Source organism: Asanoa siamensis (genome assembly GCF_016862555.1).
In the GTDB taxonomy this organism is placed as follows: domain Bacteria; phylum Actinomycetota; class Actinomycetes; order Mycobacteriales; family Micromonosporaceae; genus Asanoa; species Asanoa siamensis.
Map to the genome: position 1 here is coordinate 82,550 of NZ_BONE01000026.1, position 22,798 is coordinate 105,347.

A 22,798-nucleotide genomic window follows, 5' to 3' on the forward strand; every position below is an offset into this window, starting at 1 on the left:
GACCACCGCATGCGGTCCTCATTGGACCGTCCGGATCAGACCGTGGCGCGCAAGACCCAGCGCCATTTCGCGATCCTGCGTACGCGGGTGAAGCCGTAGCGCGTGTAGAGCTCCTCCGGCCCCGTGTGCAGGTAGGCGCCGCGCTGCGGGGGGCGCTCCTCCGTCTGCTCCGGGTAGGCCTCGACCACGCCGCCGCCGGCCCGCTTGATCTCCTCGAGCACGGCCCCGACCGCCGCGGCGGCGACACCCTGGCCGCGGTCCTTCGCGTGGGTGAAGACGCACCCGATCCGCCAGTCCGGCGGGTCCTGCGCGCCGCGCTCGTACACCCCGCGGTTCTTGATGTTGGGTAGCTCCGCCGGTGACCCGAACTGGCACCAGCCGACGCAGCGGTCACCGTCGTACACGAGCATCTGGTGGACCGTCCCCCGCTCGACGTGCCGGCGCTTCGCCTCGCGGTTGCCCTCGGGGGTGTGCCCGGCGCCCACCCCTTCCGGGTGGAATCCCATGCACCAGCAGCCGCCCCAGACGCCGTTGTTGGCCTCGACCAGCGCGGCGAAGCCGTCCCACGTCTCCGGCGTCAGCATCCGGGTCGTCAACGTCATGACCGCAGTCTCGCTCACCGCCGGCGGCGCGGCGACCCGGCCTGTGACGCCCGTCATGTCCGGTTCCCCCGCTCCGGCGGTCACAGCCGCGGCCGGTGCCTCGTCCACCGCACATGAGGATTCTGATCGCAGGTGGAACCGGAGCGCTGGGCCGCCGCCTGGTGCCGATGCTCGTGGCCCGCGGCCACGAGGTGTTCGCGACGACCCGGGATGCCGCCAAGGCGGAGCGGCTGGGCGCCACCGCCGTCGTGCTCGACCCGCTCGACCGGGACGCCGTGCGCGCGGCCGTGCGCGACGCGGCGCCGGACGTGGTCGTGCACCAGTTGACGGCGCTGAGCGGGACGTTCGATCTCAAGCATTTCGACAGGTTCTTCCAGCAGACGAACGTGCTGCGTACGCGCGGGCTCGACATCCTGCTGGACGCGGCGGTCGCGGCGGGGGCGCGCAGGTTCGTGGCGCAGGGCTACACGGGCTGGAGCAACGCGCGGACCGGCGGCCCGGTCAAGACGGAGGCCGACCCGCTGGACCCGACGCCGACGCGGGCGTCGCGCGAGTCGCTGGCCGCGATCCGCCACATCGAGGCGACGGTGCCGCACACCCCGGGCATCGAGGGGATCGTGCTGCGCTACGGCAGCTTCTACGGCCCGGACAACACGTTGGGCAAGGGCGGCGAGATGGCGGAGATGATCGCCAAGCGCAGGCTGCCGGTCGTCGGCGCGGGCACGGGCGTCTGGTCGTTCATCCACATCGACGACGCGGCGCGGGCGACCGTGCTGGCGATCGAAAGCGACCGGACCGGGGTCTACAACATCGTCGACGACGAACCGGTGCCGGTCCGCGAGTGGCTGCCGTACGTGGCGAACGTGCTCGGGGCGCGGGCGCCGATGCGGGTGCCGGTCTGGTTGGCCAAGATGCTGATCGGCGAGCACGGCGTCTCGATGATGACGAAGGTACGCGGTTCGTCGAACGCCAAGGCTTCGCGGGAGCTCGGCTGGAAGCCCTCGTACCCGACGTGGCGGGACGGATTCAGGCGCGAGTTCGCGGGGTGAGGTTGCCGCGGCCTGCGGCACCCATTGACGCGCGCGGGACGGGTGCGGGAGGTTGTCCCGATGGCTGACGCGTACGTCCAGACCGACCAGTTCCGTGGTGCCCGCATCCACCTGTCCGACCTGGCCGGCCTCGAGATCCGCGACTGCGAGGTCACGGGCCTGAAGATCGTGGACTGCTACGGCGGCGACGTCTACCTCGGCGGCGACTTCGCACGGCTGGTCGTCAACGACGTCGACGTGACCGCGTACGTCGAGTCCGAGCTCGACCGCCAGCATCCCACGCGGGCACTGGCACGCGAGGCGGCGTCCCCCGCCGACTACCGGGCGGCATGGGACGCGATCGAGGCACAGTGGGCGGCGACGCTCGACCGCGCGAGACTCCTGCCGGAGGCGACCCTGCACGAGCGCGTCGACGGCGAGTGGTCGTTCGTCGAGACGCAGCGGCACCTGCTGATGGCGGGCGACGCCTGGCTCGGCAACGCGGTGCTCGAGGAGGACACGCCGTTGCACCCGTTGGGCCTTCCGCCCGGCGGCATGCCGCCGGAGGCGTCGGCGAAGCTCGGGCTCACCCTCGATGCGACCCCGACGCTCGACGAGGTCCTCGCACCGCGCCAGGCCCGCATGGCCACGATGCGGCGGGTGGTCGACGGGCTCACGGAGGCAGAACTCGACCGGGTGTGTGGTCGCAAGCCCGGGGACACATACCCGGACCAGGAGTACGTAGTGCGTCGCTGCCTCAAGGTGGTGCTGAAGGAAGAGGCGGAACACCACCGCTACGCGGTCCGCGACCTCGCGGTGCTCGAAGCCCGCGCCTGAACCGGGCGGCCGGGGCGGGCCAGGACGTCGCCACCGCGCGGCCCGCCAGGGCCACAACGCCGCCACCGCGCGGCCCGCCAGGGCCACAACGCCGCCACCGCCCGGCCCGAGACGCCGCCGGCGGGCGGCGGCGCGGTCGGGACGTCGCCGGCGGGGGGTCAGGCGTCTGCGGAAAGGCCGGTCAGGATTGTGGCTGCTGGGGCCTCCCTGGTGTGGCGGTAGCCCGTGCCCGCCCACAGGTGCAGGCGTTCCGGGTCGCCGTTCGCCGCGGCCGCGCGGCGGATCGGGCGGGTCAGGTGGTGGAGGGCCGGGTAGCCCGAAGGCGCCGCCGCGTCGTAGCGGTCGATGAAGGTGTTGCGGAGGCCGCGGGCCGGGCGGCCCGTGAACGATCTCGTCACCACCGTGGTCGTGCGGGTCGGGTCCGCGAGGGCCGCGCGGTGCGTGGCCGTCGTGCCTGCCTCGTCGGATCGCAGCAGCGCCGTGCCCACCGCTACCAGCGTGGCGCCCGCCGACAACGCCGCGGCCACGTCGGTCGCCGTGCCCACGCCGCCCGCCGCGATCAGCGGTAGGGCCACCTCGGCGCGCACCGCCGCGACCAGGTCGGGCAGCGGCACCGGCCGCACCGGGCGGTCCGGGGTGAACGTGCCCGAGTGGCCGCCGGCCGCCGCCGCCTGCACCACGAGCGCGTCCACGCCCGCCGACGCCGCCGCGCGGGCCTCCAGCGGTGTCGTCACCGTCTGCGCCAGCAGCGCTCCCGTGCGGCGCAGGCGCGCCAGGTCACGCGCGGGTGGCAGGCCGAAGGTGAAGCTCACCAGCGGCACCGGGTGGGCGACCAGCTGGTCGACCTTGGCCTGCCACGCGTCGTCGTCGTCCGACGGTGTCGGAGGCAGCGCCACCTCGAAGCGGGCCGCCTCCGGCGCGAGCAGCGCCGCGTAGGCGGCGTAGGCCGCCGGGTCGACCGGCGTCGGGTTCGGGGCGAACAGGTTGACCCCGAACGGCACACCCGCGGCAGCCACCGTGGCCAGGTCGGCCGCGAGCGCCGCGGGCGCCTGGTAGCCGGCGCCCAGGAAGCCCAGCGCGCCCGCGCGGCCCGCGGCCACGACCAGGTCGGTCGTGCCGGCGCCGCCGGCCAGCGGCGCCGCCACCACGGGTAGGGCGGCGCCGAGCTGGGCCAGGGACGTCACCAGGTCGTCGGCTTTCCGGGCGTGTAGAGCCACGTCTGGAAGAACGCGTCGAGCTGCTGGCCGCTGCGCCGCTCCGCCAGGCGGACGAAGTCGGCGGTGGTGACGTTGCCGTCGCGGTTGTGGGCGTACCAGTCGCGGAGCAGGCCGAAGAACCTCTTGTCACCGATCTTGACCCGCAGCGCCTGGAGGGTCATGGCGCCGCGGTCGTAGGCCGGTGCGCTGAACATGACCTCCGGACCGCCCAGGTTGGCCGGCGGCCGCTGCCACAGCGAGTGCGTCGGCGCGCGGGCGTACAGCTCGTCGAACGACTGCTGCGCGGTCGGGCCGCCGTGCTTCTCGTCGTAGATCCACTCGGAGAAGGCCGCGAAGCCCTCGTTGAGCCAGATGTCCTGCCAGACCGTCAGCGTCACGCTGTTGCCGAACCACTGGTGGGCGATCTCGTGCACGACGGTGCCCGCGCCGGGCGTCTCGTCGTACTGCGACTTGGTCTGCGACTCGAGCGCGTAACCCACCTCGGGCGCGTGGTCGACGACCCCGCCGCCGCTGCTGAACGGGTAAGGCCCGTAGAGCTTCGAGAAGAACGTGATCACCTCGGCCTCGGCACCCAGCCGCTCGAACGCGCCCTTGGGCACCTCGGCCGGGTCGACCGCGTGGTAGAGCGGGATCCGCCCGACCCGGCTGACCCGCAGCTCGAACACGCCGTTGGTGACGGTCGCGAGGTAGGGCGCCATCGGCGAGTCTTCCCGCCAGCGCCACGTCGTCTTGCCCTTGTGGTCGCGCTTCGAGACCAGCTTGCCGTTGCCGATCGCCGTGATCCCCGTCGGCACGGTCACGGCGAAGTCGTAGGTGGCCTTGTCGCGCGGGTTGTCGTTGGCCGGGTACCACCCCGGCGAGCCCTGCGGCTCGTTGACCACGAACGCGCCGTCTTCGGTGGTCACCCAGCCCTCGCTGCTGCCGTCGGGGTCGATCACCTCGGTCGGCTGGCCCGCGTAGTCGACCCGGACGGTGAACGTGCGCCCGGCCCGCAGCGCGCGCTTGGGCGTGATCACCAGCTCCTGGCCGTCGCGGGTGAACCGGGCCGGCGCGCCGTCGACCCGCAGCGAGCTGATCGTGAAGCCCCGCAGGTCCAGGTTGAAGCGGCTCAGGTGCTGGGTGGCCCGCGCGGTGATCACCGCGGTGGCGTCGAGGTGGTTGCCCGCCCGGACGTAGTCGAGGTCGAGCGAGTAGTGCCGCACGTCGTAGCCGCCGTTGCCGGCGAGCGGGAAGTAGGGGTCGCCCAGACCCGGCGAACCGATGGTCGAGCCGCCGGTGGCGGCGGCCGGGGTGGCGAGCGCGAGCGCGGTCAACGCGGCGACGGCACCGGTGACGGCGCGTCGCAACAGGACAGACGGCACGGCGATCCTCCTCGTCGGGAGCGGTGCGCCGATCCTCGCACCACCCACCGACAAAATTCCAGAACCGTCGGTCCGAGTCCGAACTAGCCGGTCGGGTCGGCCGGCCACGCATGCCGCGGATACCGACCGCGCAACTCCGCCCGGACCTGCGGATAACCGTTCTGCCAGAACGACGCGAGGTCGCGGGTCACCGCCACGGGCCGGCCGGCGGGTGAGAGCAGGTGCAGCAGCACGGGTACGCGACCCTCGGCCACGGTCGGCGTGTCCCGCCAGCCGAACGCCTCCTGCACCTTGAGCGCCACCACCGGCGCCGAAGGATCGGCGTAGTCGACCCGCAACCGCCGCTCCCCCGGCCCCGCGACCCGTTCGGGCGCCACCGCGTCCAGCCGCCCGGCGAGCTGCCACGGCAACAACCGGCGCAACGCCGCCGCCACGTCGACGCGGCCCAGATCGGCCCGCCGCCGCGCCGCCACCAGGTCGGGGCCGAGCCAGGCACCGTCCAGCAGCGCCGCGTCGCTCACGTCGGGCCACGGCTCCCCCAGCGCCTGCCGGGCGAACGCGAGCCGCTGCCGCAACGCGACCGCGCCCTTGTCCCACCGCAGCAGGCCGAGACCTTCGCGCCGCAACCCGTCGAGCAGGGCGGCGGCCACCACGGTCGGTGAGACGGTCGACAGTGGACGCTCGACCAGCGGCACCGCGCCGAGCCGCTCGACCCGCCGCGCCACCACGTCACCGCCGGACCAGGCGACCTCCTCCGACGTGCGCAGCAACGCGGCACCGGCCTCCCGCGCGGTCGCCTCGTCGATCGCCACCGCCGACCGGATCCGGGCCGACGCGCGCCCCGGCGGCCGGTCCGCCGCGGCCACGGCAAGCCAGGCGACGCCCGTCAGCGCCGACCCCGGCGCGAGGTCCGCGGCGGTCCCGCCACTCATCAGGTACGCGGACCCGCCGGCACCACGCGCCCGGGCCAGCCGCTCCGGGTACGCCAGCCCGACCACCAGCCCGGCGGCGAGGTCGTCGGGCATCCGCCGCGCCGGGGAAGACGAGGCGCCGAGATCCGCCCGCAACCGCCGTACCTCCTGCTGGAAGGACGTGTCGTCGCGGACCCGCCGCCAGCCCGCGACCAGGTCCTCGCCGGGGCTCTCCCGGTCGAGCAGGGCGACGACGGACGCGGCGCGGGCGGCGCCGACCACCGGCGCACCGTCGAGCAGGGCCCGCGCCAGCCGCGGATGGGTGCCGACGCCGGCGATCCGCCGCCCCCGCGCGGTCACCCGACCGGCGTCGTCGACCGCGTCCAACGCCCGCAGCGTCTCGATCGCCACCGTCATCGGCCCGGCCGGCGGCGGATCGGGCAGCGCCAGCCCGTCGCCACCCGGCGCACCCCACATGGCGAGGTCGAGCGCGAAGCCGGTCAGGTCCGCCGACGCGATCTCGGGCTGGGGCCGCGCCGGCAGCCGGTCGTGCGCGGCCTCCGACCAGCACCGGTAGACGACGCCGGGCGCCTCGCGGCCGGCCCGCCCCGCCCGCTGTTCGGCGCCCGCCTTCGACACCGGCACCGTCACCAGCGCCCCGAGGCCGCGGGCATGGTCGGTGCGGGGCACCCGGGCGAGGCCCGCGTCGACGACGACGCGTACGCCCGGCACCGTCAGGCTGCTCTCCGCCACGGCCGTGGCCAGCACGATCCGCCGGGTGGCGGACGGCCGCAGCACCGCGTCCTGCTCGGCGGCGTCCTGCCGGCCGAGCAGCGACCGCACCGGCAGGTCGCGCAGCCGGTCGGCGACCGCGGCGATCTCGCCGGCGCCGGGGAGGAACACGAGGACGTCGCCGTCCCGCTTGCGGAACGCCCGCCGGGTGGTCGCGGCCACGTGGTCCAGCAGCCGCGGGTCGACCCGCAGCCCGTGCGGCGGATCGACCTTCGCCGGCGGCGCCCAGACGACCTCCACCGGGTGCAGGGCGTCCTCGGCGACGACGGTCCGGCCGAGCAGGTCGGCCAGCCGGGCCGTGTCGGCGGTCGCGGAGGTGGCCAGCAGCCGCAGGTCCGGACGGAGGTTGGCGCGCACGTCGACGCAGAACGCCAGCGCCAGGTCGGAGTCGAGGTGCCGCTCGTGGCACTCGTCGAGGATCACCGTGTCGACGCCGTCGAGGGCCGGGTCGTGCTGCAGCCGGCGCACCAGCAGCCCGGTGGTGACCACCTCGACCCGGGTGTCGGGGCCGGTCCGGCGGTCGCCCCGCACGGCGTACCCGACGCGCTCCCCGACCTTCTCCCCGACCAGCGCGGCCATCCGGCGGGCCGCGGCCCGGGTGGCCAGCCGGCGCGGTTCGGCGACGAGCACCCTTCCGTGCCCGGCCAGGTCGAGCGGCACGAGCGTGGTCTTGCCGGTGCCGGGCGGGGCGACGAGGACGGCGCTGCCCCGGTCGTCGAGCGCCGCGCGTACGGACGGCAGGACGCGGCGGATCGGCAGGTCGGGTTCGTCGGGCAGCACCGCACCATGATCCCGCATCACGTTTCGTGCGAATCTCGTTCGGGAACTTAGCCCGGATTCCACACCGCGGCGAAGGGGAGGTCATGGTCCACGAGACCGAGAAGCAGAGGTGGGACCGCAACTTCAGCGATCTGCTCCAGGAGTTGCGGGTCGCGCAGACGGGCGTGCAGATCCTGTTCGCGTTCCTGCTCACGTTGCCGTTCAGCAACGGCTTCCCGCGGGCGACGGCCTTCCAGAAGGACGTGTACGTGGTCGCGCTGATCGCCGCCGCCTGCGCCACCGCGCTGATCATCTCGCCGGTCGCGTTCCACCGGGCGCTGTTCCGCCAGGGCCGCAAGCCGGAGCTCGTGAAGTACGCGCACAAGGTCGCGACCGGCGGCCTGTTCTTCATGTTCATCGCGATGGTCTCGTCGGTCCTGCTGATCACGGACTACGTCCTGCCGTGGGCGGTGGCGCTGGTCCTCTCGTCGTTCACGGGGCTGTTCTTCATCGGGTTCTGGGCGGTCCTGCCGTGGTCGCGCCGCGACTGGGGCGAGCCCGACGAGACGGAGGACGAGACCGACACGCGGCGTGAGAACCCGGAGCCCTACCAGGTCTCGTAGGAGTGGGCCGGCCCGCTTCGCCGTGTACGGCGCTCAGACCGCGCGCGGTCCGAGCCGCCCGAGCAGCGAGCGGGCCGCCGCCTCCACCCGCGCGCGGTCGTAGGTCACGATGTACTCGTACTCCCCCGCCGTCGCCGCCCGGGCCAGCAGGGCGACCGCCGTGTGCGGGCCGAGGGCGACGGTCGCCCACTGGCCGCGCAGGTGCTCCTCGACGCCGCGCTGCCCGCCACGGATGTTGTCGCCGGGCTCGACGGGCAGGCCGCGCCCGAGCACACCGGTCAGGACTCCCCGCCGGCGCAGGCGCGCCAGCCGGTCGCGGCGGGCCGCGTCGAACATCTCCGCGTCCGGCAGCAGCGCCAGCAGCACGCCGGCGTTCTCGCCCGCCATGACCTTCTCGATCCGCTCGGCGAGCCGGGCGAGCAGCCGCGCGCCCGAACGGTGCGGCACCCCGCTTCCGGCGGCGTCGAACGGGGTCCGGGTCGTCCATCGTGGCCGGTCGGGCAGGCGCAGCGGCTCGGCCGTCGGCCGGGGGTCGGGCGGGATCGGGCCGGGGTCACCGAGGTGGTAGCCCTGGACCAGCGTCGCGCCGACCTCACGGGCGATGTCGACCTGCCCGGGCTCCTCCACCCCCTCGGCGAGCAGGAGCGCACCCGTACGCTCGGCCTGGATCCAGGCACACTCGAGCACCTCCGCGGTGTGCGCCGACGGTTCCTCCTGGACGATCCGGTCCTCGAGCTTGATGACGTCGGGCTCCAGAATGGACAGCATCGTGAGCGTCGCCCGGTTCGAGCCGACGTCGTCGACCGCCAGGCCCCCGACGGCCGACCGCACCCGTGCGACACCGCCGACCAGCGTCGCCGGATCGCGGTCCAGCGACCGCTCGGTCACCTCCAGCACGATGGTCAGGTCGCGGTAGGCGCGCTCGATGTCATCGCTGAGGTCCGCGGGACAGTCGGAGTCGAGCGCGAGCGGCTCGATGTTGAGGAAGAGGGGCACGTCGAGCGGGAGCCCGGCGGCGAGCGCCGCGCGGCACGCGGAAGCCCGGGCGACCCAGTCGAACTCGCTGACCCGCCCGGTGCGGTAGGCCTGCTCCAGTAGACTGTCCGCGGACGCGAGCGGCGAGCCGGCAGGGCCACGGACGAGCGCCTCGTACGCGACCGCCCCGCCCTGGCTCAGCCGCACGATCGGTTGGAAGACCGTCGTCACCAGCCGGCCGGCGATCAACCGTTCGAACTCTTCGGCAACGCCAACCACATCGCCCCCACCGGGTCGACGAACGACCCCTGTAGGGCCTACCCGGGGCACGCGCGCCTAACCGTCGGGGCGCCCGCCGCGCGGGCGCGCGCATCTCGTGACGAGTGGCGGTGACCCGCCGGGCACGGCAGACTCGACCGCACTATGTGGGAAGGTTCGCTGCTGTTCGACACCGTGTCGCACGAGACCGTCGTCGTGGTCACAGCACGGGGCACGCTGAACGGCACCACGTCGAGCGCCCTGAGCGGCGTCCTGCGGAAGCGCCTCGCCGGCCATCCCGACGCCCTGGTGCTCGACCTGGCGGCCGTGGCCGTCGAGGACCGGGCATCCCTGTTGGTCCTCACCGCGGTGGCCCGGCAGGCAAGCCTGTGGCCGGCCGTGCCGTTCGCCGTCGTCGAGTCCCGCCCCGAGGTGGTTCGGTCGATGCACCGTCTGGGAATCCCGCGGTCGCTCGCGCTGATCCCCAGCGTCGCGGCGGCGCTGGAGGTGATCGACCAGGGTGGGGCGCGACCGAGCGTACGCGAGGTTCTGCCGCCGATCAGCGGCGCGGCCCGGCACGCCCGCACCGTCGTGACCGGGGCGTGCCTGGAGTGGGGTTTCGCCGACCTCGTGGGCCCGGCCTGCGCGGTTGTGACCGAGTTCGTCGCCAACGCGACGCGGCACGCCGGCACGACGATGACCCTGCGGATCTCACGCCGGAGCCGCTGGCTGCTGCTGGCGGTCGAGGACGGCGGCACCGGCGTGCCCGAGGCACTGCCCATGCCGGGCGCGGACGACGGCGGCAACGGGCGTGGCCTGGCGCTCGTCGACGCGCTCAGCCACCGCTGGGGCTGGCTCCCGAGCGACTCGGGCAAGGTCGTCTGGGCGGTCCTGGGGGTCTGAGCGCCTCTGTAAAGCGCCCTCGAACGCGAGTACTCGGCGGCCGGGCGGGTAGGTGCGGTAACAGCGCCCGAGGAGGAGGAGGAACCGCATGGCCTTCCACGCGCCCGACGGTTGCGGGCGGACATCGACGCAGCCGGCCCTCGACGATCTCGCCCGCGACTACGCGCAGGCGCGGGAGTCCGGCCGCGACGTCGAGGCCCGGCGGGCGCTGCTCTGGGAGCAGGCACTGCCGATGGCCGACCGGCTGGCCCGGTGGTTCGACCACCGCGGCGAGCCGCTCGAGGACTTGCGGCAGGTCGCCCGGATGGGGATGGTCAAGGCTGTCAACGGCCTCGAGGCCGATCGAGGATCCTTCACCGGGTACGCCGCGACGACCGTGCGCGGTGAGCTGCGGCGCCATTTCCGGGACGCGTGCTGGGACACGCACGTGCCCCGCGGTGTCCAGGAGCTGATGCTCGAGGTGTCCAGGGCGATCGACGACCTGACGTACGAGCTGGCCCGCGCGCCCACCCGGGCCGAGCTCGCCGACCATCTGCGGGTGTCGCCGGACGATCTCGAGCTGGCCCTGCGTGCCCGGCAGGCCTACCGGGCGCGGTCGCTGAACCGGCCCGCCGGCCCCGCCGACGACGAGCAGTCCGAAGAGGTCGGCGACCTGATCGGCGGACCGGACCACGACCTGGAGCAGGTCGACGACATCCAAACGGTGCGCCTGCTGATCACCCGCCTGCCGGCCCGCGAGCAGGAGATCCTCGCCCTGCGGTTCTACGGAAACCAGAGCCAGGCACAGATCGCGGCGGCGACCGGGATCTCGCAGATGCACGTGTCCAGGCTGCTGTCCCGGGCGCTGGAGTGGCTGCGCGGCGGGTTGCTGGGCGACACCCCGGTGCCCTACCCGGGTGCGGGCGACGAGCGCCAGGACGGCGGCACGCTGCGGATCGCGGTCAGAAACGACGACGGCACGGCCCGGATCGCGGTCCGCGGCGAGGTCGACCACGACAACGTCGACGAGCTGCGGCCCACCCTGATCTTCTGCGCGCGCACGGCGCGCCGTGGTGTGACGGTCGACCTGCGGGAGGTGCCGTTCGTCGACGCGGCCGCGATCGCGGCGCTCGCCGACGCCTACCGGGTCGCCTGGCGGCGCGGCACCCGGCTCACCCTGGCCAACGCGGGCCGCACGGTGGCGCGCTCGCTGGCCATCGCCGGGCTCGCCCCGCTGCTGACCCGCGAGCAGCCCGTCGCGCCGCGGCAGCGGGCGCGTCCCTGACCGCTTCAGCCGGGCACAGCTCCCCGGTGTCGGCGAGCTGCCGGGCCACCGCTGACAGCCTTGAATGTCCTAGGTTCTGTTTCGTATCCGGGGTCGAGGCGAGGCGGAGTCCAGCCGCAGCCCGGCTCCAGATACGAACAGAACCTAGGCGAGTGCGGCCGCGGCGTGCTGCTCCAGCAGCTCGTATCCGAACTCCCGGCAGATCCGCAGTGCGTGGGCGGCGTACTCGCGGGCCCGCTGCGCCTCCTGCCGGCTGTGGGCCCGGGCCAGGCCGATCAGGGCCTGCGCCTCCGCGTGCCGGGCGCCGTCGCCGCGGGCCAGCGCCAGGACCTGGCGCAGGTGGGCGATGGCCAGGTCGGTGTCGCCGGCGACGAGGTCGAGCTCGCCCTGCGCGATCAGGGCGTGCGCCTCGACCCACCGGTCGCCGACCTCCCGCGCGAGGTCCACGGCCCGCGTGGCCAGGTCCCGGGCGACGGCGGTGTCGCCGACCGCGTTGTGTGCGCCGGCCAGGAGCCGTAGCGTGTCGGCCTCACAGCTGCGCGCCCCGAGCCGCCGGTGGGTGTCCAGCGCGGTGGTGAGATAGTCCAGCGCCTCCCGGTGCCGGCCCAGCAGCAGGTGGGCCTCGCCGAGGCAGCCGTGCGCGGTGCCCTGCCCGTGCCACTGCCCGACGGTGCCCTCCAACTCGATGACGGCCCGGCAGTGGGCGACGGCCTCGGGCAGGCGGCCCTGCTGGAGGCGGATGTTGCCGAGGTTGGCGAGGCGGGCGAGCTGACCGGCCGGCCGCCCGATGCGGGTGTCGATGTCGAGCGCCTCGATGGTGTGGCGGGCCGCCCGGTCGAGGTCGCCCGTCTCGAAGGCGACGTGCGCGAGGTTGCTCAGCGCGCTCGTCTGGCCCTCCGCCCACCCCGCGACGCGCGCGTGGTCGAGCGCGTGACCGAAGTCGTCGAGCGCCGCACCGTACCGGCTCGCCGCGAGCAGCACCGTGGCCCGGCTCAGGTGGGCGGCGGCCAGGCCCCACGGGTTGCCGTCGGCCCGCGCGTGGGCCACGGCGGCCTCGGTGACGGGCAGCCAGGCCGCCGACGGTGCGGTGAAGTCGAGGTGCCAGCGCAACAGGTCGGTGAGGCGCCAGGCGGCCTCGCGGTGGGCGGGGCCGGCCGTCATGATCGCCGCGATCATGTTGTCGCGCTCGGACTCGACCCAGTCCAGCGCGTCCTCCGGATCGATCCCGTCACCGGGATGGCGGGACGCGTACGGTAGCCGCACGACGTGCGGGTAGAGCCGGGTGGCGGCACGGTCCATCGTGGACAGGTAGTAGCCGTGGAGGCGGTCGAGCGCGGCGTCCTGGTCGGTGTCCTCGATGCGCGACCGGCGCCGGGCGTACAGCCGCACCAGGTCGTGCCAGCGGTAGCGCCCGTGCCCCGCGGGTTCCAGGAGGTGGGTGCGGGCCAGGGTGTCGAGCAGCGTCTCGACCTCGGCGACCGGGGCGGCGGCGAGGGCGGCGGCGCCGGCCGGCGTGACCGTGTCACCCGGTGCCACGCCGAGCAGCCGGAACAGGCGACGGGCCGCGGGCGGGTGGGCGTCGTACGACAGGTCGAAGGCGGTCGCGGCGGCGGTCGCCGGATCGCCCGGCACGGCCAGCGCCTCCAGCCGGTCGGTCGCGGCGAGCCGCTCGTTGTAGCGGGCGAGCGGCACCGACCGGGCGCGGACGTTCGCCGCCGCGACGCGGATGGCCAGCGGCAGGTTCCCGCACAGCCGGGCCAGCTCGGCGCGGTCGGCGGGCGCGGCGCCCGGCAGCAGGGTGCCCAGCAACGTGCCGGCTTCGGCCCGGGCGAGGACGCCCAACCGGATCGCGGCGGCGCCCTCGCGCGCGGTGAGGCCGCGGAGCTGGTCCCGGCTGGTCACCACGGCCATGCACCCGGGGCCGGCGGGCAGCAGCGGGCGGACCTGGTCGGCGGCGGCGGCGTTGTCGAGGATCACCAGGATGCGGCGCGCCGCGGTGATGCTGCGGTAGAGCCCGACCGCGTCGTCGAGGTCGGTCGGAATCTCACCGGCCGGAACGCCGAGGGCCTGCAGGAAGTGGGCGACCGCGGTCGCCGGCGGCACCGGCGGGAACGGGGAGCTGCCGCGCAGGTCCAGGTGGAGCCGGCCGTCGGGGAACCGGTCACCGGCGGCGTGTCCCCAGCGCACGGCGAGGGCGGTCTTGCCGACGCCGGCCAGGCCGGTGATGACGACGGGCGGCACGGGGCGGCGGGCGGCGAGGGCGTCGAGGGCCGCGAGCTGCTCGTGCCGGCCGGCGAAGTCGGCGACGGCCGCCGGGAGCTGGGCCGGGGTGACGGCCGCGACCGTCGGTGCCGCCAGCGTCCGGTCGTCGGTGAGCACGGCGTGCTCCAGGTCGCGCAGCTCGGGGCCCGGCTCGATGCCGATCTCGGTGACCAGCGCCTGCCGGACGGCGCGGTAGGCCTCCAGTGCCTCCGCCCGGCGGCCGCAGCGGTACAGGGTGATCATCAGGAGGTGGCACAACCGCTCGCGTAACGGCTGTTCCCGCACCAGTGCGGCGAGCTCCTCGACGATCTCCGCGTGCTGGCCGAGGCGCAGCCGGGCGGCGAGCTGCTCCTCCCGCGCGGCCAGCCGGAGCTGTTCGACGCGGGCCGCCTCGGCGGTGACGGTGGCCGTGGCGGGCACGTCCGCGAACGCGGGACCGTGCCACAGGGCCAGGGCGGCGGAGAGCTGCCGGGCCGCGTCGGCCGTCCGGCCCTCGGCCGCGTACCGCTTCCCGGTGCGGGTCAACCGCTCGAACACCGCGATGTCGACCGCGTCGTCCTCGGTCACCAGCTCGTAGCCCGCCGCGCGGCTGACGAGGGTGCCGGCGCCGCCGCCGCGCAGGAGGTGCCGCAGTCGCATGACGTAGCCGTTGACGGCACTGGCCGCCGTGCGGGTGGGCCGCTCCCCCCAGATCTCGTCGACCAGCCGGTCGCGCGGCACCGGCCCGCGGTGTGCGATCAGCACCGCCAGGACGATGCGCTGATGTGGCGCGGTGATCGGTGCCCATGCCGCGCCGTCCCAGACCCGCATGGGTCCCAGCGCCCGTATCCGCACTGCCCGGTCCCATCGCCCTATCGGGGATACATCGACGAGATTATCCCTCGCCCCGGACCGCGGCGCGACCGGTGCGCGCCTTCATCGCGGCTTCATCGCCGCATCATCGCCCCCGGTTAGCTTCCGCGAGGCGGGCGCCGGGGCTCGCACGGACCACAAAGGAGTGTGCGATGGTGAGGTCTTCCGCCTGGGGCGAGACGTCCGCAGGGCCGCCACCGCCCGAGCCACCGAAGGCGCGGCCGCGGCACACGGCGCTGGTCGCCGGGTCTGCCGCGGTCCTGCTGGTGATCGCCACCGCCGTCGCCTGGCCGACGGTCGAGCCGACACCGGCGCCGGCCGAGGTGCGCGCGGAACAGGTGCGGCTGGCCGCGGCGGGGCGGCCCTGCACGCGCGAGATCGCGGGCGCCGACTGGGTGCTCAACCCGTGCGTACCCGAAGGTGACGCACTGCCCGCGTTCATCCAGGACGAGATCGGCCGGCGGTACGCGGGTGCGGCGGTCGACTGCACCGCGGAACCGAGCGATCCCCCGTCGAGCGCGTCGCCGACCGCGACGACCGGGCCCGTGGAGCCGACGGCGACGGCGCTGCTGCTGCGTCAGGTGCTGGGCACGGTCGCCACGCCCACCGCGCCGCACCCGACGGCCACCTCGTCACCCGAGCCGTCCGACAGTCCGTGCCCGTCGGGCAGCACCGGGCCGTCCGGCAGCGCCAGCCCGTCCGGCAGCGCGAGTCCATCCGGCAGTGCGAGCCCGAGCGCCGATCCGTCCGAGAGCGCGAGCCCGTCCGCGAGCCCCAGCGCCGACCCGTCCGACAGCGCGAGCCCGTCCGGCAGCGCCGACCCTTCGGGCAGCGCCAGCCCGTCCGGCAGCGCCGACCCCTCGGGCAGCGCCAGCCCGTCCGGCAGCGCCGACCCGTCCGGCAGCGCCAGCCCGTCCGGCAGCGCCGACCCGTCCGGCAGCGCCGGCCCGTCGGAGAGCGGTGACCCGTCGCCGACCGATCCGCAGACGCCGCCGGGCGATCCGGGCAATCCGCCGGATCCCGGCCCGCCGAACCCGCCGAACCCGACCGGGTGCCCCGCGCTGCTCGGCCCCGAGGACTACGAGGAGGTGCTGGAGGAGGCGAAGAGCGACCGGGTCGACTGCCGGGACGTCAGCAAGATCCCGAACCGCGACGCCGCGACGGTGCTGGTCGCGACCGGCGACTCGGTCACATCCGCGCACCTGCAGTTGCGGTCGAGCGACAAGACCTGCGGGCACGTCTCCCAGGACCACCGCGGTCACCCTGGGAACAACGGCTTCTTCTCGTACGTCGGCCGCTACTTCAACGCGAACAAGAACATCGTCGACTACTACAACTTCGCCCGGACCGGCTACTCGACCGGCCAGATCATCGGCGCGGGAGCCAACGACGTCGACGCCTGCGGGTTCCCGTGGGGCCGCAACTCCTCGCCGCTGTCCATGGCCGAGGCCGAGGTCGTCAAGGCCAAGGAGGCCGGCCACGACGCCTACTTCGTCAGCACCGGCGGCATCAACGACACCAACTGGACCGACGTGCTGCGGTCGCTGGCCTTCTGCCGCGGGCTGGAGTTCGTCGCGGAGCGGCTGAGCCTGCACGTCAACTGGGCCAACCCGCACGGGAAGGAGGGCATCTTCACCGGGGGTGGCGGGTGCGTGCTCACGTTGCACAACCCGATCACGAACAAGGACACCAACCTGTCGGCCACCGTGCCGCGCTTCAACGGCCCGGACCTCTTCGCGGCGATCGGCGCCAACGCCAGTTCGATCGTCAACACCATGCTCGACGCCGGCGCCGACAAGGTGGTCTGGATGCTCTACTACGACATCGTCCCGGCGGTCACCGACGCGGGCACCGTGGCCGAGCTGATGATCCGCGCCCAGCTGCCCGACTGGATCGCGGACCGCGTACCCAACCTCGGACCCCGCATGTCGGCTCTGATCGACCCGCTCTGGATCGGCCAGGCCCGGGCGGTGATGAGCGCCATCAACACCAACATCATCTTCAGCATGCCGCTGCACGACAACCTGCGGGTGGTCGCGGCGCCGGACCTGGCGCGGGTCGAGATGCAGGAGACCGGCGTCAGCGGGTCACCGCATCCGAACGCGGCGGGACACGACCGGCTCGCCCAGCGGCTCGCCGCCGGTTTCGCCGGTCCGTGACGCCCGCGGCCGGCCGGCGGCAGCGCGACCGCCGGCCAGGCCGCTGTCGGTGCCCCGGGCCACCTGTGCGGCGGCCCGGGGCGTTTGTGTCACGCCGGGAGGGTCCAGCGTTGGTTGGCGGCGCCGACGCAGTCCCAGATGTGGATCTGGGTGCCGTCGGCCGTGCCGTTGGCCGCTACGTCCAGGCAGCGGCCCGACTGCGGGTTGACCAGCGATCCGTTGGCCTGCGGGGTCCAGCGTTGCGCGCCCGTGCCGTTGCAGGTCCAGAGCTGGACCAGCGTGCCGTTGGCCGTGCCGCTGGAGCGTACGTCCAGGCACTTGCCCAGCGCCCGGAGCGTGCCGTCGGTGCCGACCGTCCAGCGCTGGGCCCCCGTACCGTTGCAGGTCCAGATCTGGATCTTCGTGCCGTCGGCCGTGCCGCTGGCGTTGACGTCCAAACACTTGCCCGTCGCGGCGCTGACGATCTGGCCGGTCCGGCCGCCGCCCGTGCCGCCCGGGATCGAGACGCCGAAGCGCTGCTGCGCCTTCTCGAAGCCGGCGAAGCCGAAGCCGGAGCCCGCGACCCGCGTCGTGGTGCCACGCGCTGTCACGGTGCCGTCGCCGCGGTCGAGGTAGACCGGCCCGCCGCTGTCACCGGGCCGCGCCGCGATCTGGCCGTCCGTCTGCGTCGCCTCCCACAGCCGCTGCGAGTCGGTGCCCTCGAACCGCACCTGCAGGTTGCAGATCTGCCCGCCGACCGAGTTGGCGCTGGTGTAACCGGACTGGCACAGCCGCTCCCCCACGAACGGCGCGCCGGCGCCGGTGACCGTGAGCTGCTGGTTGCTGTTGCCGCCGCCGACGTAGATGCGGTTGCTCGCCGCGGTGGTCGGGATGACCAGCACGTCGTACGTGTTGTCGTCGCCGCCGATGTTCCCGATGAACTCGCCGGCGCCGTCGGTGATGCGGTTGCCCGGGTTGCCGCAGTGGCCGGCGGTGAGGACGGCCGGGCCGCTCGGGGTGTTGACGCCGTAGCCGCCCGTGCAGGCCGCGCCGATGCTGGTGTTGACGATCCGCGCGCCGCCGGACCAGGGCGCCGCGTCGTCGCCGCGGGAGACGGGCGCGAGGCGCGGTTCGACGCTGTAGGTGACCGGGACGGCGCTGGTCGTGCGCAGGGTGCTCGGGCGGTCCAGCTTCACGATGAGGCCGGATCCGTCGGGGCGGGCCTTGATGCCGTGGAAGGCCGGGTCGCCACCGAGTCGCGCCTCGATGGTGGCGGAGGCGGCCAGAAGCTCCACTTTGGAGTACGCGGCGGCGGCGACGCGTACCGGTGCGGTTCTGGATGCCCGGGCGATGGCGGCGCGGACCCCGTCGGGGACGGCGCCCTTCCACCAGACCGTCACGGATCTCTCCTCGAGGACGATGGAGGAGAGCCCGTCGGCGCCGGCGGCGGCAGTGCGGACCGTGGTGGCGGCGTCGATCAGGGGAAGCTGGGTTATGGCGGGGTTCTCGGCGCCGTGCGCCGGCACGCCGGGTCCGAGGACCAGGGTGACGGCGAGGGCGGCAAGGCCCGCGGTGCGTGGGACGCGCATGGTGGACTCGCTCCTTCGGCGGAGGGGACGGTGAGCGGCCGCTGTGCCGGTCTTTGTCGCACCACCGCGCCGTCGGGGGCAAGGCCCGGAATTCCGCCGCTTGACCGCCTTTCCGCGGCGCCCTATGGTGCGGCCGTCACGCCCAGTCCCAGGCGATGCCGAGCACGCCGGAGTCGACCCCGGACGCGATCAGGTGCACCGCGTTGTGCCTGTTCATCGCGAGGTCGGCGATCGCGTGCCGCCGGTCGGCGAGGTCGAACTGGGCGAACGCCCGGGTCCGCGCGGGCAACGCACCGGGGTGGAACTGCGCCTCGAGCAGGCACTGCTCGGCCGGGTAGCGGAACCCGAAGGCGAACTCGGAGCAGACCCCGGCGCTCGGGTCGACGAGCCGGCTCTCGAACACCCAGGTGTCGCCGGCCCGCAACGCCTGCTCGAAGACGAGCTCGTAGACGATCGCGGGCGCGTCGGGATGCACGAGCCGCCGGCCGACGCGGCAGTTGCGCAGGGCCCGGGTCCGCACGAGCCGCGGGTCGCAGTCACGATCGCCGTAGAACCGGGCGACGTACCGGTCGACACCGTCCCGCCGGGCGCGGATGGCCTTGCGCACCCACATGCCGGCGAACCGCCCGTCCTCGTCGAGGTCGACCCGCTGCTGAATGCTGACGATCTCGATGTCCCCGGGCCGCGAGTCGGCGACGGCGTCGAGCAGCTCGGCCACGGGCCCGATGTCGGCCAGCCGCCCGCGCGCCCCGTCGTCGAGCAACCGCGCGAGCCCTCCCACGGGCACGCCGAGCACGGCTTCGAGCGCGCCGACGACATGCCCGTCGACGGGCCGGCTACGCCCGTTCTGCCAGTCGCTGAGGCTCGACAGCCCGATCGACACACCGCGCCGCGCGAGATGCACCCGCACCCGGTCGAGCGTCAGCCCCCGCTCCCGGATGGCCCGCCGAAGAGCGATATGAAATGGCCCGGTGCACAACACACTGTCGAGTTCGGATGGGAACATCGCACCCCGCGTCCACTGGCCATTGATGATGGTCATTGTAGCGTCGCGCTGCGGACAGCGTGGCGGGCTCGGCGCGTCTACGGCGGGTTACCTGCTCAACGGCATTGATTCAACAGTCCGGTTTCCTGCCGGTACCGTTATGCGCCAGGCGCCCGTCTCGTGGGTCGCAACGAGGAAGATGAGTTGGTGAGCCTTTACAACCTGCTGCTGGTGGAGCTGGGGTGCCCATGGTGCCACCGGCGTGCCGCGTGCGAGGTGGAGTTCAAGCTTGGACTGTTGGACCTTCGGACGTACCGGCTTGGCGACACTCTGCGGTGGGCCGGCGGGCACGGGAACGAGCCGCTGCGGCGCCCGGACGAGGGCTGCGCCGAGAGCGAGGGCTACACCGTCTGTCCTCACTGCGAGAGGGATTTCTGGGTCCGTGTCGAGATACGCAACGACCTAATCCTGGCGGTGACGGCCGATCCGGGCCGGCAGGGCTATATCGCCTGACACCAGTCGCAGCGGGGGTTGAGCATGGCCGCTACGACCGCCGCCTCATCCACTACCGGTGGGCGGCCCCGATCGCGGCAGGTCGGCCAAGGCGCCTATGCCGCCGGCGTCGTACCAGAGCGCCACGAGACAACGCAGCTGTCGTGACCGCAGTCGTGGTTAATCGAACACGATCGGCTGTCCTACCCAATATCCGCATCCATGCACCAGGAAGCGCCGGCAGAAAGGATCGTGTGCCGGCTACGCCTCCGGGAGTTGGATAGCTCCGGTGGCGTAGCCGGACGCGATGGGCTAGCTAGTTAGGCTGGCTCGGTATAGCGGTCATGATGAGGTTGTTGTGCGTCTCGTCCGTCACGCCCGTCGAACCAACTGCCCACTTGATGGAATCGACCCGGGTGGCTTGGATATCAAGAAGGTCACCTGCTTTGGCATCCGTCGAGGTCTGCACGGACCACGGGCCAGTGGCCCCCCGGGTCAGGATCAGGGGGCTACGATCGTCGTGGCCGCCGGCGCCCAGCTCCGCACCAGCGACGAACACGTTGCCAAGGCCGTCGACCGCCACCGCGTTGAGCTCCGCCGCGGCGACTGGAACCGACTCTTGTACCCAGACACCGTTTCGCAAGGACGCGATCCGCGGACGAGGTGTGGGGTCTTCGCCATCAAAAGTCGAACCCACCGCGATGATGCGCCCGCTGCCGATCGCTTGAACGTCGCTGTACCCGCCGGTGATGGTCGCCGGTGGCTGCACCAGCGACCACTTCCGGCCGTCCCAATGGACGAAGTATGGGATGAACCCAGCTTCGCCAAATGCCAAGCCACTAGCCCAGACGTCCGTTGAGTTATTGGCGGACACGGATGTCAGCTGCGCGATAAAGGCGTTCGGTGGTTGAGGGACCTCGACCTCCTGCCATGAAAGCCCGTTGTAATGCTGGGCATGTGGGACCGCCTGCCCCGTCGTTTCGAGGTCGCCGCGATTGCCAACGGCCCACACATCCTCGTTGCCCAGCGCGGCTACAGCGTTGAGGTGCAGCGGGTTGTCAGGGGTGGCCGCAACATGGCCAACCACCGACCAACCAGATCCCTTCCAAGCCTGGACAACGGATCTGGTGCCGTCGTCGCTCGACCCGACGGCCCAAACGTATCCGCCGGGCTTACCACTAACGCCACGCAACCTTGACTGGCCCGGGGAGGGTACGGCTGTCCACGTACGACCATTCCAGCGCGCGGTCAGCGATGTCACGTCAGCCGAGCCCGCGACCCTCTTACCACCGACTGCCCAGGCGTCCGCAACGGTGAGTGGCAACACGCCAGCGAACTGGTTGGGTGTCTGCACGCTGGGCCCTGGCACTTCGACCCAGACCTCCGATGCGGATGGAACGGCATGCGCAGGAGCGCTGAGCATCAGCGTGCCGGCCAGCCCGATCGCTGTCGCGGCGACCCCCCTTACGCGGGCTACCGTTCTGACGGAACCAGTATGCATTTCAGAAACCACCGTTCGCTCGGGTGCGGACCGTCGGAACGCCGTTGCGATCCCAGCCGATCCGCACTGCGGTGTTTACCAATGTGAAGCGTGGTCGTTTCATCTCGCCTTCATAATTCAGTCAGGTAGACTGCGAACGCCACCTCTGCGAGCCAAGCCGGAAGGCGGAAAGACCTCGATATCACCAGTGGGAACAGTTCCGCCGTCATCTGGTTTGGGCAGATGCCTAATGGCCTGGCGATGCGCTGGCCAGTCAAGTTTTGCACGGCGTAGGGCTAGGTGCGCTCCCCTCGTAGTCCGCCACCCGGGGAAATGCTCGAGACCTGGCATGCGTTCGGCGACCGGGTGGACGACCGCGTCTAGTTGCTACTGGGAGCGGCGGATTGCCAACGCGACCATTCCTACGTGGTAGCAAATGGCGGAAGGCGTGGCCCGCGTTGGCGGCCAGGACTGTCCGGAGTAGGCCACGCTGGGCGAGGGGTCGCCATCGCGGAGCTGCCCGGGCCCAATGCGGGAGCGCTTGGCTCCGGAGGCCGGCCTAGTTCTCAAACTATCTCGCTCCACCCCGCCCGTTCAAGCACGTAGACGGCAATGGGTTCGCCAAACCTGCCCACCGCCTCGCCATGCCAGCGCATGCCCAAGCGCTCTGCAATACGTCGGGAACCGGTGTTGTCACCTTGTAAGCGGGCGACGACACGTTCAGCGCCGAGGCATTCGAACGCCTCATCGCGGATCGCCAACGCCCCTTCGGTCGCCAAGCCACGCCCGGAGGCCTCCGGACACACCACCAGCCAATCTCGATGTCAGAGGACCGCGCATCGCTGACCGTCAACGCCTGCTGCGCGGTCCACGGCTGACCATCGCCGATATACCGGGTAACGCGCGGGTCCGTCGCGAGGCGAACGAAGTCCTGCTCGAACCGCGGATCCCACCGATACAGGAGGAGACGTTCCGTCTCCAAGATCTTCATGACCACCACTTTCCGGCCACAACAGCACCTACCGGGCCGGGCTACCACGCTCGAACAGAGACCCCGACCTGACCAAGTTTTTCAACACGCTCTCAGTAGGCGATTAGGTGGTGACTACGGGGGTGGATAGGTGGACGGCACGGATGTGCGGCCGGCTCGGCGGTAAGAGGCTGTCAGGTGATACCCCAAGCGTGCGAGGACGGCCGCCCGAGCGACAGCGATGTGACCGGGTCCGCGCAGACGGGACCCGGCTCAAAGGAGCATCCAATGATCGATCTGACCGCGATGGTTCTGGCTGAAGACGCGACCCGAGAGCACGTCCTCTCAGCCCGCCCGACGGCGCGGGTGCGGCGCGAGCGCTCTTCGCCACAGCGCGGCGAGGCGATGCGCCGGCTGATGGTGACGGTCCTGCGCCGGCTCGCTGACCGGCTCGAGCCCGTCATCGACACCGCCGACCCGGCAGCCGCGAAGTCAGGCGA

At 73.0% G+C, this 22,798-nt stretch carries 18 protein-coding genes; 8 read left to right on the forward strand and 10 right to left on the reverse strand.

Translation table 11 applies throughout. The features are described from left to right. Window positions 1–35: 35 nt before the first annotated feature. Complete coding sequence (locus Asi02nite_RS17795) at window positions 36–602, reverse strand: GNAT family N-acetyltransferase (protein WP_239126783.1); 567 nt, start codon at window positions 600–602, stop codon at window positions 36–38. Window positions 603–715: 113 nt separating this feature from the next. Here Asi02nite_RS17795 and Asi02nite_RS17800 point away from each other — a divergent pair, with 113 nt between their 5' ends. Both Asi02nite_RS17800 and Asi02nite_RS17805 read left to right on the forward strand, forming a co-directional pair. After that, window positions 716–1,651 carry an NAD-dependent epimerase/dehydratase family protein gene (locus Asi02nite_RS17800; RefSeq protein WP_203714341.1) on the forward strand — a complete coding sequence of 312 codons (936 nt, stop codon included), beginning with the start codon at window positions 716–718 and terminating at the stop codon, window positions 1,649–1,651. Window positions 1,652–1,711: 60 nt separating this feature from the next. Further along, window positions 1,712–2,467 carry a DinB family protein gene (locus Asi02nite_RS17805; RefSeq protein ID WP_203714343.1) on the forward strand — a complete coding sequence of 252 codons (756 nt, stop codon included), beginning with the start codon at window positions 1,712–1,714 and terminating at the stop codon, window positions 2,465–2,467. A 158-nt stretch (window positions 2,468–2,625) separates the two neighbouring features. Here the strand turns inward: Asi02nite_RS17805 and Asi02nite_RS17810 are convergent, their stop codons facing one another. The 3 genes from Asi02nite_RS17810 to hrpB all read right to left on the reverse strand — a co-directional run bounded on the left by Asi02nite_RS17810 (window position 2,626) and on the right by hrpB (window position 7,528). Continuing rightward, window positions 2,626–3,651 (reverse strand): NAD(P)H-dependent flavin oxidoreductase, encoded by a 1,026-nt coding sequence (locus Asi02nite_RS17810; protein WP_239126784.1) that lies wholly within the window; start codon window positions 3,649–3,651, stop codon window positions 2,626–2,628. Continuing rightward, window positions 3,648–5,045, reverse strand: a complete 1,398-nt coding sequence (locus Asi02nite_RS17815; RefSeq protein ID WP_203714345.1) for a M1 family metallopeptidase — start codon at window positions 5,043–5,045, stop codon at window positions 3,648–3,650. The genes Asi02nite_RS17810 and Asi02nite_RS17815 overlap by 4 nt, the downstream gene beginning before the upstream one ends. A gap of 83 nt (window positions 5,046–5,128) precedes the next feature. Continuing rightward, a complete protein-coding gene (gene hrpB / locus Asi02nite_RS17820; RefSeq protein WP_203714377.1) occupies window positions 5,129–7,528 on the reverse strand; it encodes an ATP-dependent helicase HrpB in 2,400 nt (799 codons plus the stop codon). An 83-nt stretch (window positions 7,529–7,611) separates the two neighbouring features. Here hrpB and Asi02nite_RS17825 point away from each other — a divergent pair, with 83 nt between their 5' ends. Further along, window positions 7,612–8,130 (forward strand): DUF6328 family protein, encoded by a 519-nt coding sequence (locus tag Asi02nite_RS17825; protein WP_203714352.1) that lies wholly within the window; start codon window positions 7,612–7,614, stop codon window positions 8,128–8,130. Between the two features lie 33 nt (window positions 8,131–8,163). Here Asi02nite_RS17825 and Asi02nite_RS17830 read toward each other — a convergent pair whose 3' ends face one another. Continuing rightward, complete coding sequence (locus Asi02nite_RS17830; protein WP_203714354.1) at window positions 8,164–9,384, reverse strand: EAL domain-containing protein; 1,221 nt, start codon at window positions 9,382–9,384, stop codon at window positions 8,164–8,166. A 144-nt stretch (window positions 9,385–9,528) separates the two neighbouring features. On the opposite strand from Asi02nite_RS17830, the gene Asi02nite_RS17835 reads away from it, so the two are divergent. Next, the gene (locus Asi02nite_RS17835; RefSeq protein WP_203714355.1) at window positions 9,529–10,266 is read left to right on the forward strand and encodes an ATP-binding protein; all 738 of its coding nucleotides are present in this window, start codon (window positions 9,529–9,531) and stop codon (window positions 10,264–10,266) included. 88 nt (window positions 10,267–10,354) lie between these two features. Then, complete coding sequence (locus Asi02nite_RS17840; protein WP_203714356.1) at window positions 10,355–11,530, forward strand: sigma-70 family RNA polymerase sigma factor; 1,176 nt, start codon at window positions 10,355–10,357, stop codon at window positions 11,528–11,530. Between the two features lie 144 nt (window positions 11,531–11,674). Here Asi02nite_RS17840 and Asi02nite_RS17845 read toward each other — a convergent pair whose 3' ends face one another. Beyond that, on the reverse strand, window positions 11,675–14,602 hold the full coding sequence (locus tag Asi02nite_RS17845; RefSeq protein ID WP_203714357.1) for an AfsR/SARP family transcriptional regulator: 2,928 nt from the start codon (window positions 14,600–14,602) through the stop codon (window positions 11,675–11,677). Between the two features lie 194 nt (window positions 14,603–14,796). On the opposite strand from Asi02nite_RS17845, the gene Asi02nite_RS17850 reads away from it, so the two are divergent. Continuing rightward, window positions 14,797–16,803: a hypothetical protein gene (locus Asi02nite_RS17850; RefSeq protein ID WP_203714358.1), complete on the forward strand. Its 2,007-nt coding sequence runs from the start codon at window positions 14,797–14,799 to the stop codon at window positions 16,801–16,803. A gap of 89 nt (window positions 16,804–16,892) precedes the next feature. Here Asi02nite_RS17850 and Asi02nite_RS17855 read toward each other — a convergent pair whose 3' ends face one another. Both Asi02nite_RS17855 and Asi02nite_RS17860 read right to left on the reverse strand, forming a co-directional pair. Then, on the reverse strand, window positions 16,893–18,371 hold the full coding sequence (locus Asi02nite_RS17855; protein ID WP_203714360.1) for a ricin-type beta-trefoil lectin domain protein: 1,479 nt from the start codon (window positions 18,369–18,371) through the stop codon (window positions 16,893–16,895). 136 nt (window positions 18,372–18,507) lie between these two features. Then, the gene (locus Asi02nite_RS17860; protein ID WP_203714361.1) at window positions 18,508–19,281 is read right to left on the reverse strand and encodes a hypothetical protein; all 774 of its coding nucleotides are present in this window, start codon (window positions 19,279–19,281) and stop codon (window positions 18,508–18,510) included. A 282-nt stretch (window positions 19,282–19,563) separates the two neighbouring features. Between Asi02nite_RS17860 and Asi02nite_RS17865 the strand changes: the two genes are divergently transcribed. Next, window positions 19,564–19,869, forward strand: coding sequence for a hypothetical protein (locus Asi02nite_RS17865; protein WP_203714362.1), 306 nt, complete (start codon window positions 19,564–19,566; stop codon window positions 19,867–19,869). 295 nt (window positions 19,870–20,164) lie between these two features. On the opposite strand, the gene Asi02nite_RS17870 is transcribed toward Asi02nite_RS17865, so the two are convergent. After that, window positions 20,165–20,935: a hypothetical protein gene (locus tag Asi02nite_RS17870; protein ID WP_203714363.1), complete on the reverse strand. Its 771-nt coding sequence runs from the start codon at window positions 20,933–20,935 to the stop codon at window positions 20,165–20,167. A 959-nt stretch (window positions 20,936–21,894) separates the two neighbouring features. Then, window positions 21,895–22,137, reverse strand: a complete 243-nt coding sequence (locus tag Asi02nite_RS42765; protein ID WP_373312276.1) for a GNAT family N-acetyltransferase — start codon at window positions 22,135–22,137, stop codon at window positions 21,895–21,897. Window positions 22,138–22,586: 449 nt separating this feature from the next. On the opposite strand from Asi02nite_RS42765, the gene Asi02nite_RS17880 reads away from it, so the two are divergent. Then, window positions 22,587–22,798 (forward strand): hypothetical protein (locus tag Asi02nite_RS17880; protein WP_203714365.1); only part of this gene is annotated, 212 nt, incomplete at its 3' end.

What these genes read in the sequence shown, in the direction of transcription:
- Asi02nite_RS17795 (WP_239126783.1), bottom strand. Translation starts at nt 602, where the DNA reads ATGACGTTGACGACCCGGATGCTGACGCCGGAGACGTGGGACGGCTTC.
- Asi02nite_RS17800 (WP_203714341.1), top strand. Translation starts at nt 716, where the DNA reads ATGAGGATTCTGATCGCAGGTGGAACCGGAGCGCTGGGCCGCCGCCTG.
- Asi02nite_RS17805 (WP_203714343.1), top strand. Translation starts at nt 1,712, where the DNA reads ATGGCTGACGCGTACGTCCAGACCGACCAGTTCCGTGGTGCCCGCATC.
- Asi02nite_RS17825 (WP_203714352.1), top strand. Translation starts at nt 7,612, where the DNA reads ATGGTCCACGAGACCGAGAAGCAGAGGTGGGACCGCAACTTCAGCGAT.
- Asi02nite_RS17835 (WP_203714355.1), top strand. Translation starts at nt 9,529, where the DNA reads ATGTGGGAAGGTTCGCTGCTGTTCGACACCGTGTCGCACGAGACCGTC.
- Asi02nite_RS17840 (WP_203714356.1), top strand. Translation starts at nt 10,355, where the DNA reads ATGGCCTTCCACGCGCCCGACGGTTGCGGGCGGACATCGACGCAGCCG.
- Asi02nite_RS17845 (WP_203714357.1), bottom strand. Translation starts at nt 14,602, where the DNA reads ATGCGGGTCTGGGACGGCGCGGCATGGGCACCGATCACCGCGCCACAT.
- Asi02nite_RS17850 (WP_203714358.1), top strand. Translation starts at nt 14,797, where the DNA reads ATGGTGAGGTCTTCCGCCTGGGGCGAGACGTCCGCAGGGCCGCCACCG.
- Asi02nite_RS17855 (WP_203714360.1), bottom strand. Translation starts at nt 18,371, where the DNA reads ATGCGCGTCCCACGCACCGCGGGCCTTGCCGCCCTCGCCGTCACCCTG.